The 12889-nt window shown below is 37.6% G+C and carries 7 protein-coding genes; 3 read left to right on the top strand and 4 right to left on the bottom strand.

The window, feature by feature from the left end; translation table 11 throughout:
- Positions 1 to 43: 43 nt before the first annotated feature.
- Positions 44 to 1408, bottom strand: a complete 1365-nt coding sequence (locus KFZ56_RS07220) for a carbohydrate ABC transporter substrate-binding protein (RefSeq protein ID WP_222641195.1) — start codon at positions 1406 to 1408, stop codon at positions 44 to 46.
- A gap of 265 nt (positions 1409 to 1673) precedes the next feature.
- On the opposite strand from KFZ56_RS07220, the gene KFZ56_RS07215 reads away from it, so the two are divergent.
- Positions 1674 to 2513 carry an AraC family transcriptional regulator gene (locus KFZ56_RS07215; protein WP_222641194.1) on the top strand — a complete coding sequence of 280 codons (840 nt, stop codon included), beginning with the start codon at positions 1674 to 1676 and terminating at the stop codon, positions 2511 to 2513.
- Positions 2514 to 2730: 217 nt separating this feature from the next.
- Here KFZ56_RS07215 and KFZ56_RS07210 read toward each other — a convergent pair whose 3' ends face one another.
- From KFZ56_RS07210 to KFZ56_RS07205, 3 genes are all read right to left on the bottom strand, one after another.
- A complete protein-coding gene (locus tag KFZ56_RS07210; protein ID WP_222641193.1) occupies positions 2731 to 3999 on the bottom strand; it encodes a Gfo/Idh/MocA family protein in 1269 nt (422 codons plus the stop codon).
- 309 nt (positions 4000 to 4308) lie between these two features.
- Complete coding sequence (locus tag KFZ56_RS19540) at positions 4309 to 4488, bottom strand: FIMAH domain-containing protein (RefSeq protein WP_375540694.1); 180 nt, start codon at positions 4486 to 4488, stop codon at positions 4309 to 4311.
- 93 nt (positions 4489 to 4581) lie between these two features.
- Positions 4582 to 8730 carry an endo-alpha-N-acetylgalactosaminidase family protein gene (locus KFZ56_RS07205; protein WP_309228266.1) on the bottom strand — a complete coding sequence of 1383 codons (4149 nt, stop codon included), beginning with the start codon at positions 8728 to 8730 and terminating at the stop codon, positions 4582 to 4584.
- Positions 8731 to 9863: 1133 nt separating this feature from the next.
- Here KFZ56_RS07205 and KFZ56_RS07200 point away from each other — a divergent pair.
- Both KFZ56_RS07200 and KFZ56_RS19845 read left to right on the top strand, forming a co-directional pair.
- A complete protein-coding gene (locus KFZ56_RS07200; protein WP_309228265.1) occupies positions 9864 to 11567 on the top strand; it encodes an NEW3 domain-containing protein in 1704 nt (567 codons plus the stop codon).
- A gap of 23 nt (positions 11568 to 11590) precedes the next feature.
- Complete coding sequence (locus tag KFZ56_RS19845) at positions 11591 to 12637, top strand: FIMAH domain-containing protein (RefSeq protein ID WP_309228264.1); 1047 nt, start codon at positions 11591 to 11593, stop codon at positions 12635 to 12637.
- The last annotated feature ends 252 nt before the right edge of the window (positions 12638 to 12889 follow it).

Below are 12889 nucleotides of genomic sequence, written 5' to 3'. Positions count from 1 at the left end.
ATAAAACTTCTAGTCAATTATTTTAAGACCGATCTGACATCCCCTATTTCATTTGAGGTCTTAACTTGTCAGAAACTTCTTGTATATCTGCCTGCCATTCCTGAACAGACATGTTACCATTGACTACGCTATCGACACTTCCATATAGTGCATCACCCATATTAGCCCCAGGTACCGGCTCGGTAGATGCGAAAGTTCCCATTGCAGGAAGCACGTCTTCTTCATAGATGCTGTAAAACTCTTGTTTTTGTCCTTCCAGTTTATCCGTCATACCTTCGATCGGCTGCACTGCACCAGCTTCCAGGAAGATGTCAGCTGCTTCATCCGAATACATATACGCGATGAATTCTTTAGCTGCTTCTTTGTTTTCAGCTTGTTCAGGGATCCACATCTGTTCAAAGAATGTAAAGGCATAGCGATCACCTTGCCCATCTTCAAATGCAGGCACAGACGTCATACCCCATTCAAAATCATCAGCTCTTGGAGCATCGGCCATCTCTTCAACAACCCATGTGCCATTTGGCATAAACAATGCTTCATTATCTAAGATTAGTTGTTGATTTCTAGTAAAATCATTTGGGTTTGCATTTGCCACTGTATTTGGGTGTGTATAGTCGGCGAGTTGTTCCACCGTTTGCAGAACCCGTTCTGCTTCTGCTGTCTCCCAAATCCCCTCTTCGTACGTCATCACAGAATTGAAGAAATCAGGACCACCGGAAGCATAAAACATGGACCCTAAAAACGTATCGAAATACTCAGCAATCGGGTAAGTGAACAAGGACAATTCTTCCTCAACAGATTCATCACCAAGTTCCCACATTTCATCCCATGTTGTAGGTACTTCCCAACCTTTTTCTTCTAACAGACCGGCATTATAGAACATCCCGGATGGACTGTAGAACATGGGGGCCATATACATTTCCCCATCGCCATATGGGTTGGTAGCAAGTGTATCGCTGAATCCTTCCAACATCTTATCTTTAACAGCAACATCTTCACCTGGTACAGTCATATCTAGAACATCGCTTATGTTCTCAAGTCCATCTTCCTTAATTAGCGTTTCCGTCAACGCTTCTTCACGATCAGTCGCCAGCAAAAAAACATCTGGATAGTCTCCAGCTTGCATTTGTGGTCTAATTACTTCTTCAAGATTCTTTTCACTGGTTAATTCTATGGCGACATTCTCATTAGCCGCCTCATAATTCTCAATAATATTTTCCCACATTTCGTCGTCATAAGCTGATTCCAATGCAGCTAAATGCAAGGTAACTTCTTCGTCGCCGGATGTTTCGTCTGCACTTGAATCATCTTGTGCTGTACTACCACTCTCCTCAGCACCTCCACAAGCAACCAAACCAGCTGTCAACAGTATTATGAGTCCGGCAAATAATAGATACCTCAATTTCATCGTGATTCCCCCCTTAGGTTTATGAAATACAATTAGATTATATCTATTTTTGAAGCGCTTCCACAATAAAGATATTGTTTACTTTTTTAGGTATATTGCTATTATGCGTGTAAAATTCCTGCGTCTGAATTGTCTTTTAAGCTAATAGTCTTCTAAAACCCTGAATTGATAGACTACAAGGAGATTTATGTATTAATCAGATATTGCTTTTTTTATCTTATACCAATATAATTATGGTAAAAATCCGACAAAAGAGGTGAATATCATGTCATTCGAATTGTATAAAATGAACAGCAAATCAACGAAGAAAGTGCCTTTCAAACTTCTTTATGTAACACATTCTGAGTATGATAAAGGTTGGCATAGTACCTCTCACACGCATCATTTCACAGAATTATTTTATATTGTTAAAGGCAAGGGGGCTTTTGTCCTACCGAATCATGATATCCCAGTCAAAGAAAACGATCTTGTCATCATCAACCCGCACGTCGAACATACGGAACGCTCCAATGATCAAGACTCTATGAAATATATTGCACTAGGAATTGAAGGGTTGTCCTTTTGGCTTCAAGAAGAAAATGAAACACCTATTGGAGTGTACACCTACCGGGGAGATCGCAATGATATCCTGTTCTACCTGAATAAATTATTGGATGAAGTACAACACAGTTATCTTGAATATGAAGTTGTCTGTCAAAATGTCATTGAAATCCTCATTGTTAAATTACAGCGCGAAAGAAATTTTACGATAGAGCAAACGAAAACAAAAAATCTAAACAAAACCACTGCGTTTGTAAAACACTACATCAACCAAAATTATCGGAGTGACATAACACTGGATGTACTTGCAAAAGTAGGGCATATTAATAAATACTACTTAGCACATACATTCAAAAAAGAAATGGGGGTATCACCTATCGAGTATTTGAATGATATACGGATTAAGGAATCCAAGACGCTTCTTGAAAGTACAGATTACTCCGTTGCGGAAATAGCTGGTATCAATGGTTTTTCATCTCATTCTTTTTTTTCGCAGGCTTTCAAACGTGAAACAAAGATGCCTCCTTCCAACTATCGGAAAAAAGTACGTAAGAATGTACAGTGAAGCGTCATTATTGTGTAAATTTTTGCTAATCGAATTATAGCAACATCCCAACTATTTTTTCTTTTGCCATATCTGCAACGGATAAAGTTTTGTCTTAGTTAAAGACTTTAGAAGCCGTTGCAGACGAAACATTTACTTTTTTGCTATATCATACATTGTGGACACAATCTCCAAGTTTCTTCCTTGTAATTTAGATCAGAAACTACTAGTGTTAGCTCTACTTAATAGATTCCTTCATATAACTCCGACGATACTCATCAAGATTAATAGACTGACCTCTGGTAAGTCGCGATTCCTCTGCTGCAAACGCCATTAGATGACTACTTAAGGAGGATGAAGCAGATGATTTGCTTTCATACTGCTCATTATCAATATCCAGCAGGAAAGAGCGAACAATCTCCATGTCACCTCCGCCATGACCACCAACAGGGTTAGCAAAGTTTATAACAGTTTCATGCCTTGTAAGAAAATCAAAAATGGAAATACTGTTTTCCGCCATATTTCCTCTTATTTCACCTTTCGTCCCCATGATTTGAACGATTCTTGTTTGTTCCCGAGTAAAACCTGACATACTAAAAGTTGCTGTAGCGCCATTTTCAAATTCCATATTAACAACTTGATGATCAACCACGTTATTATTAGATTGATAAACACATTTCCCATAATCCGTTTGATGTAATGCTTTAATAATTCCTTCGTTAGAATCATCTTCCGTAAATTTTCTAGCCCATGACCTCCCTTCACCTAAGTAATAACGACCTGCGTGAAAAGGACATTTCAACTCAGCTGGACATCCATCTAAACACCTCTCAGGTGCACCCTTAGGAGCATTTTCTTCTTTAAAGTGCATAAGGGAGCCATAGGAACTGACACGCTCACATTTTTTATCCACAATGTAACTGATTATGTCCATATCGTGACATGATTTTTGCAAGATCATTGGGCTAGACGTCTCTTTATTTTTCCAATTACCTCTGACAAAACTATGTGACATATGCATGATCTCTACATTTTCATTCAATTGTACAGAAGCAACATCTCCAATGGTTCCTTTATCAACGATTTCCTTTATTTTTGACCAAAATTCAGTGTACCGGAGTACGTGACAAATCCTAAGCTGCCGATCATATTGTTTAGCAGTCCGTTCCATTTCTATACACTCTAACGGATCCGAAGACATTGGCTTCTCCAGTAGTACATGATATCCTAATTCTAATGCCTTCATAGTTGGCTCAAAATGTTCTTGATCCATCGTACAAATAATTGCTATATCAGCTATTTTTTTCTCATCTAATAAACTATCCCACGATATATAGGCGTTTTCTTGTGAGATAAAATGCGATTCACACACTTTATTTCTCCTGTAGTTATTAGGTTCAGCGACTGCAACTATTTTTAACTCATTCGGATGATCTAAAGCATAAGGCCCATATCCTCTTGCACCACGGTCTCCGGCTCCTATGATAATGGCTGTTTTTGGTTGCATTGTTATCTCCCTTCCCATGATAATACATCCGTTTATGTAAATTTGGTACAGTAGCTTAATCATAACAAAAAGTCTTTGTATATCAAGCACTTAATCGCTCTACCCATCCTTATATTTCCATAATTTTACCTTTAAAAGTCCAACAGAACCAATCTGGCATGTATTGATTACTTGTCTCAGGAACATCTGTCTAAAAATATCCCATATGTTTTTCATATAATGTCTCTCTATTAATTTACACGTAAAAAAATTGAATAGACCAAAGGGACAGATACCCGTGGTCCAAAACCTGGTTCCTGTCCCGCTAGTCTATTCCCACTTCTCAATAAGGGTCTCTGTCACATCATATAGTGCGCCATACGCTGCAGCGGAAATAAGTTCATTTTCTTTTTGGTAATCGAGAATTTCTTTGAACCCGTTCATATGCTTCACCATTTTACTGACATCTTCTTGCTTTCGGCATTTAAGAGTGTCTTTGGATTTTGAAATATAACTAAATCATCCAGCTCCGTCAACATACCTGTGCCATCGATAAGCATTTCATAGGCTTTTTTAATTTACTTTTCTTCTTTATAGTACGTTTTACTCTAGTTCATGAATCAACGTATCTGTCCCGTCAATGAGAGTTTCATAGGCTTCTTCAGAAATTTGTTCTTCTGCACTATAATGATCAAGTAAATCTTTAAACCCATGCAAATGTTTAACAACTTTCTCATTTTGACCTGTCTCTTCATATTGTTCCAATGCTGTTATATGAAGTTTCAAAGCACGTACAGCTTCATCGCTTGAAAAATCTCCAGATTCCTCGAATTGTTCAACGAAGTTTTTCAAATCAGATATAGTTGACACTGGTGGCTGTGCGTCTTCTATTTTTTCAATTCGGAGATTATCCAGCATGAACGCACCTTCTTTTGTATGCATATCGACAGTCGTTCCATCATTGAAAATACCTATATACGTTTGGCCATTTTCAGATCCTGTCACGGTGAATTCTGCTGTTTCAGTATCTTTTGCTGAAGCAAGCTGTTCGTTCATGCTAAGTCCCTCAGCCTCATCGATATCACTAACATCAATGGCTTCATCTCCGGCAATAAAACGATAAGAATCGGCTGTTGTTTGATAATCAAAATTGACTTTATATGTTGCTCCAGGTTCAAAATGGAAATGTTGTGGAATGGTGCGGTAGGTCAGACCACTATTTCCGGTATTAATTTTAAGGGACCAATCTCCGTCGATAACATCATCCACTAGGTTGTCTGCCCAGCCTTTTTGTGTATATGGATCATTATGCTCGGACAGATGGATGCGATTATCTTCTACACCCTCTGTATTACCAATGACAAACGGATAAATACCCTGTACGACAGATTCGAAGTCTTGTGTAAATGCATCTTCGGATTCATCATTTGTCAATGTCTTTTGAATAATCCGGATATCATCAAATTTCGTTTGTCCTTCCCCAGCTTCGCGACCGAGCTTAATAGTCGCTGTATCATCCGCTGCGGTAAAGCTAACTTGCATTCGCTGCATTTTGCTGTCATATCCATTATTTGCGGCATGCGAATCTGCTTTAACATAGTTTTTCTGTAAACTGCGCAACGTGAAATTAGTTGCATCTTCTACCCCGCCGAGAACTTCAATTGTTGCCTTTTCATCACTATTGTTTTCTACATAGACCTCTGCAACATAATCTTCGTTTGGTTCTAAATCGGTTAACGTTCGTGAAATTGTTGAATCCTTTTCCGGGCTATCAAAATTCAAGTAATAATCACCACTGCTCAATTGACTAGCACTGTCTGTTTGATCTGTTCTTATAACGTCCACAGATTCTGAGTCCCCATCTACTGTTGTATAATCATCATCGATCGTAGCCGAATTAAACCCCGAATCATGGATATGGGCGTCGGTGCTCCATTCGTCAACTCGAACACTGTCATCATCACCGGCAACAATAATATATGGTGTTGCTGCTTCAGCGGTTAGGGTGACTTGATTATCAACCACTTCCACTTCTTGCTTATCTGTTCTGCCTTGGTCTGTCAGCTTGTACACGTTTACACTTGAAATACCTTCATACTCATCAGGCAGCGTCCACGTTGATTCCCCACCTTCCAGGTTCCAGTGATATAGTTTCTCGGAATCAGGTGTAGGAGTTTCAAAATCTTGTTCCACCCAAGGGATTAGATATTTTTGTTCATCAAGAACAACATTGTCGTTTAAAGTAATGACGCGCTCTCTAGAATCATCTTTTCTTGTAACAGCGACAACATCCCCATTACTTGGATCCTCAAGTTTAATTTCCTGTTCTAGGTTCGTTTCTGTTGGATCTCCATCTGTTGTTTCCCAATTTGTAATATAATATTTCTGTAAAAACTTAGTCGGTACATTCGTATCAAACGTCATATGAATAAAGTTGTCAAAGTTTTTATCAGATTGCCATCCTTCAAAACCGGCCAATTCAAATCCGCCAAGTAATGGATGGTCAGCTGTTCCGCCGGCTTCTGGCCAATTCAATACCCATGAATCTTTCTGATGATTACCAATAAAACGCAGCACTTCTGAATTCATTCCCTTGTTTTCCGCTCCACCGTAATTTTTATCGGTAGCCCAGTGTTGCCACGTCGCGCTATTTGGCATGGCGGTACCAAACTCTGTTGTCAACCTTAAATCCATACCATTTAATTGTTCCGTAATTCTATTGGATTCCCACTGATCCTGATGCCATACATCTAAATACACAAAATCAAGATCAGGTGCAGCTTCTTCTAGTTCAGCAAGTCGTTCCGCACGCTTTCCAGAGTATAAATCATATAATTTGTCAATCACATAAGCCTGATCTATCCAACCCCAGCCTTGAGAATTTGGACCTTCAATTAGATCTTCACTAAATGCCTTTGCTTCTGGGTAAGTCTCTTGTGCGTTAATATGAACACCGATTTCAGCATTATACGAATGTCCTTCTTCAATCAGTGTATTTAAATCTTCTTTTCCACCCATGCGTTCACCAACATCACCGTAATCAGGGTGAGCACTGTCATGTCCTTCATTTCCATATCCTTTTAATAAAACAGGCTGTCGCAAGCCGTCAGTTGCAAGAGCAGTTTTCTTCACATTATCCAAAGTCTTTAGAAATGGCTGCTGTGCCTGCGATCCAAAATTCATGGCAATACGTGTACCAACATTATTATTTACATCTTTCCAGCCTTGAATATCTTGCATAATATCTCGGTACGCAATAGCGCCATCTTGCCAGTCTACTTTATCATCATCATTTAAATCTTCTGCAATGGCAATCTTGATGGTAGGTTTATTTGATGATGGTTCCGGCATAAAGTCCCTATGGTAAAAAAGCGAATTAGAGCTAATACCCATTGCCTTATCACCATTTTCTGCTTCATAACGATTCGCAAGCAGGTTATTGTATCCATCCACTTCAGAACTGGACCATACTCCTGCACTTAATTCACCTGTCGTTAAAAATGCCGTATAATGACCAGAAGATGTCCCTATTTCATCCATGGAATCATTAACCTCAACATCCGTGTCACCAGGCACGGTAACATCACTGCTAATATTCGTTAATTTTGCATGTGCTTCCGCTTGACTTGAATCTACCGAAATTAGATTCATATCTGCAAACTCAATTTTTTCAATTGTCGCTTCACCGTGATTCGAAATATCTTCAAAGCTGTAAATTACATGATTATCCTCTACTTTTAATGATAAAGTAAATTGAACATCAAGGTCATCGAAGCTGTCCTCAACAGTCATCGTGTATGCTGCTTCATTATCACTTACCTTTTCGAAACTAATTTCCGGATAATAAAACATGTCATTGATTTTTAATCCATATACAGGTGTTTCTTGGCCGGTCATCAACTTATCATCTACGTTATAATCGATGACACGGGGGAATGTTTCGTCTATCGTTACATCCATATAATCAGAACTTAGAACTTGTTCTTCCGGATCTGTTTCAGGCGGTTCCAGTGCAACATATTCTTCCATGCTTACATTGGATATAGTGATATTCGATGCACCACGGCTTTTCTCGAATCCGAATAAGCCTGCATCTTCAACCCCATCTTGTGACCAGGATCCGATTCTTTCACCATCGATATACAACGTTGCCACATCATCGATAAATCTGACACGCAAACGATACGTATTATCCGCCTCCAATGGAACACCATTCGTCATGGAGGTCCATTCATTTGCATCACCAAATATTTCGCTAAAATACTGATTGTTTTGATCGCCTGTTCCGACATACTTATATTCGGAAGCATCCTGAACCCGATAAATAAAACCAAATCTATTCAAATCTTGATCTGATTTTATATCCGCTTCAAAAATTCCGTTTTCCATTTCGTCTGCCTCATTGTAGACAATTTTATTCTTCCCTGACGATGTAGTACCAAAAGTAACAGAACCATCATCATTATATTTTAACTCCCCATCGCCTTCGATGACGTCAAAGTCTCCTTCTTCTACTACACTATCTTCTTTAATCGATTGTTCCCTTACATTTTCATAGTTGTTTACTTCTACTCCTTCTTCGGAATTATGCTCATTGGAATCCATTTCAGTATCGTTCACAGTATTCAAATTCCCAGTGCCTGCATCTGCTTCTGCATGTACTGAAGATAAAAAACCACTTATCACTGGTGATAGCAGCAACATGAAAGCAACTAATAGGGCAAAGGCTTTTTTTGTCATATTATTTGACACTAATTTTTACCTCCTTTAATTAAACAGCAAAATGCCCCGCAATCAATTTACTTCTTATTATGTTCACTCCTCTCCCACAACTTGTAATAGATATCAATATAACCCTGCAGAGCCCTTTACTAAACCACATGTTAAATATACTTTAATTTAAGCGCTTCCACAATATGGATGTTGTTTTATATTTTATGATTATTGCTTCATTATTCTATTATTTTGTAAATTAGAATAATGATATTAGATCACTAGAATTGCGGATAAATTAGCGCTATTTTCGTCATTTTCTTTAATTCTAACAAAGTTTCTATGGAATCAGGAATAGGTTCCCCATTTTCCCATGGATTCAGAAAAGGCAAACAATCTTCTGGACTAAAAGGATAGCCATAGTCCCGAAATGCCATCGCCATTGTGTTTTTAAGAACTTCTTTATAAGGACGGTACTGATTTTGAAAGTATTCAAATTGGATATTTTCCTAGTGCTTGTGAGGTGCAACAACATCTGCATTGTTTGCACCATACCCTTCCAGGATGTTAAATTTTTTTAAATTTACCCATTCCAATCAATGATAGTTCCATAATAATCGAAAGTAGTCGCTTTTGGTATGTTCACTTTTATTCGCCCTTAAATTTTCCTTTTTCCAATTACCTTTATTAACTTAACCTACGACCATTGTAATGTCGACATTCGGGACTTTCTTCCACTTTAATGTGGAAAAATATTTTGTCAATAGTTCTTTTCAAAAAATTCAGCATAAACATTTTAATTTTAACTTTATATAGAACTTTATAAATAATCTATTTTACCGATATACAACATTCAGAAATAAAGGAGTTAATTTTGCCTCACAGTCTAGCTTTCTAGTGGGATGAAGACAACAAAGATTCCGCACCATCAATAAATGATTCTGTTCCTGCTTTTAGGGTAGTTCTATTAGACCATCACTTTATCACTATTAAATTTTTAAAATAGTTATTTTTTAATATTTACTATTTTCACTAAAAAATGATATTATTCTATTATAAAGTAATTTTTGAATGGTTAGTAAGTAACCTTTACTAACTAAGCTAATCAAGAAAAGGAGGTGTAAATGATTAAATATTACTTTGTTCAAAAATAATGAAAGGGGTTTCAATGTATGAAAAAGATTTTCTCTTTATTTTTTTCACTGGTGTTGATTCTGTCTCTTCTGCCATTGCAGAGTTCAGTAGCAAATGAAAATGATTCAGATGTAGATTTATGGAATGCAGTTAAACCGCTTAGTACAACTGTGAGTTTTCTAAATACTGGAGCACATCCAGATGATGAACGGAGTGATTTCCTTGCATATCTATCACGTGGATTGGGGGTGCAAACTTCTAGTCTTATAGCAAATCGTGGAGAAGGTGGACAGAATGAGATTGGAAATGAATTAGGAAACGGACTGGGTATTATACGATCAAATGAGATGATTGAAGCAGCAAAAATCAATGGGGTAACAGCATATCATTTGAGCGAAACCACTTCTGATCCCATTTACGATTTTGGCTTTTCCAAGTCACCAGAGGAAACATTGGAAGAATGGGGAGAAGAATTGACTTACGAACGCTTCATTCGCTTCATTCGCACCTATAAACCAGATATTGTTATGCCATCTTTCCGCAATGTGGAAAGTCAACACGGTCATCATAGAACACTAACAATCTTGAGTGAACGAGCATTTGAGGATGCAGCAGATCCATCTGTTTATCCTGAGCACCTTGAAGAAGGATTGGACGTTTGGCAAATAAAGAAATTATATTTGCCTGCTGAATCTGAAGAAACTGCTACAACCTCCATTGAAATAGGTGATTATGACCCTATTTATGGAATGACTTATCCTCAACTTGGAGAGGAATCCAGGTATTTGCATAAAAGTCAGGGAATGGGAAACGACATACCAGCGGAGCCTAGGCAAACTCACTTGGAACTGATTCAATCATCAGTAGACAACGAAAATGATGATTTATTTTCAAATATCCCCTATAACTTGAATGAATGGGCGCAACTAGTTCCTACAAGCGAGTTAAGTAACCAATTAGAAGCACTGCAGCAGAAGCTGGATACTATTATTGATCTTTATCCAAATAGAGATGACATTTTGCCTCCTAGCCAAGACGCTTTAAAAGATGTTCAAGAGGCATTGGAAATGACTAGAAATACGGACATGAATAAGGATGTTAAAAACGATTTGATCCATAAACTCGAACTAAAAAGTGAACAATTACAAGAAGTGAGCTTTATCTCATCCAATCTTCATGTTGAAACGACAGCCGATTCTGGGATTTTAACGCAGGGTGAGGAAACACAAGTAACCATGGAAATCACTAATAATGGAAATGAAAAAAGAAATCACATCGAGGCATCTTTGATTACACCTGAAGACTGGGAACACGAAGAAAGCCAAAATCTTAATGATCTAGATCCGGATCAATCTGAAACATTTGTTTTCAACGTCACAGTTCCTGAAGATGAGGCATACTATGAACCTTATGACGATTCAGTTTTACAAGCTCAAGTTTCGTTTGAAGAAAGCGGAACAAATACTACAAAAACGTTTGAACTCGATGATACGATTGCAGTCTTACCTGATCTTAGTGTAGAGGCTAATCCAGATAAATTAACGATAAATACAGCAGATCTACAAGAAGAGATTCCTATTTCTGCTAATGTAAAAAATTATTTTAACGGAGAAAAAGATGTAGAGGTATCATTAAACTTGCCTGAAGGTTGGACAACGGAAACTGAACAGGAGCAAGTAACATTAACTGAACGTCTAGAGGAGCAAGAAGTAACTTTCAATGTAAGTCCCCATCTGATATAGAAGAAGGAGACTTTTCTTTTGATGTGATTGCTGAATCGGATGGAGAAACTTATGATACTACTGTTCAAGAAATAGAATACGATCATATAAACGACTCCTATTATCAATATCCATCTACTGTAAATACAGTAGCATTTGAGTTATTAAAACCGGATAATCTTAAGGTCGGTTATATTGAAAGTGGTTTCGATGAGGTAGCCGATTATCTACTAGATGTTGGAATTGATGTAACGAAATTAAGTGAAGCAGATTTACAATCAGGTGACTTGAGTCAATACGATACGATTGTAACAGGTATTAGAGCAAACTTATCACGGCCAGATTTAATAGAAAACAATCAGCGTTTACTTGAGTATGCTGAAAATGGTGGTCATGTAGTTGTCCAATACCATAAACCGGGGGATAATTGGAATGCAAATGAAACTCCACCCTACTCATTAGAATTAGGTAGCCCGTCTATTGAATGGAGGGTTACAGATGAAAATGCACCAGTCACCATGACACAGCCAGATCATAAACTATTTAACTTTCCAAACAAAATATCAGACAACGACTGGGATGGCTGGGTACAAGAAAGAGGACTGTACTTCCCTATGAACTGGGATGATCGATATGAAACGTTTGTAAGCATGGCGGACCCAGGAGAAGATCCTTTTGATGGTGGTATATTGATGACAAATTATGGAGAAGGAACCTATCTTTATTCCAGTTTAGTGTTCTATCGTCAAATCGATAATCAAGTACCTGGTGGCTATCGCATCTTCACCAATCTCTTAAGTTATGGTGCCGATGAAAATATTGAAGAAATTAGTGCATCTAAAATAAAAGCAACCGTCGAACGTTTAGCGGATGATGGTGAATTTAACAATGAAGATGATGTTCATTTATTAACAACTCACTTAACATCTGTAGGCCACTATGAGAATAAAGAGCAAGGTATGAAAGTTGTTAAACATATGTCCAGCTTTAAACAACTAATCAATCAAATGCTTGAGAACGAATCTGTTTCCGAGAAAGCGTACAGTGATTTGGATAGAGAGGCGAACCATTTGATTGAAAAATGGCAGTAAAATAATTAATCCCCCTTGTATTAATTTCAAATTGCAACAAGGGGGATTAAACATAGAGTATGTTTTCTCTTCATTTGTTGATCAACAATAGAACCTTGTATCTAATGTTTATTTCTTTCTGTTCCAAGATTAATAGCCACCGGATTCATCCCTCTCAAGGGAATCTTTCAGTTAATTAAACTGACTAATATCGAGTTCAAATTCAGTATTACTTTTTCACTAATTAATGTAATGATTTTGCTTATAAGAAAA

This window comes from Virgibacillus sp. NKC19-3 (assembly GCF_019837165.1).
GTDB classification, from domain to species: domain Bacteria; phylum Bacillota; class Bacilli; order Bacillales; family Amphibacillaceae; genus Virgibacillus_L; species Virgibacillus_L saliphilus.
Note: the sequence above shows the minus strand (reverse complement) of the source record. Positions and strands in the feature narration are given on the sequence as shown.

Coding starts and splice junctions, on each gene's coding strand:
- KFZ56_RS07210 (WP_222641193.1), bottom strand. CDS start 3,999: ATGCAACCAAAAACAGCCATTATCATAGGAGCCGGAGACCGTGGTGCA.
- KFZ56_RS07220 (WP_222641195.1), bottom strand. CDS start 1,408: ATGAAATTGAGGTATCTATTATTTGCCGGACTCATAATACTGTTGACA.
- KFZ56_RS07200 (WP_309228265.1), top strand. CDS start 9,864: ATGAAAAAGATTTTCTCTTTATTTTTTTCACTGGTGTTGATTCTGTCT.
- KFZ56_RS07215 (WP_222641194.1), top strand. CDS start 1,674: ATGTCATTCGAATTGTATAAAATGAACAGCAAATCAACGAAGAAAGTG.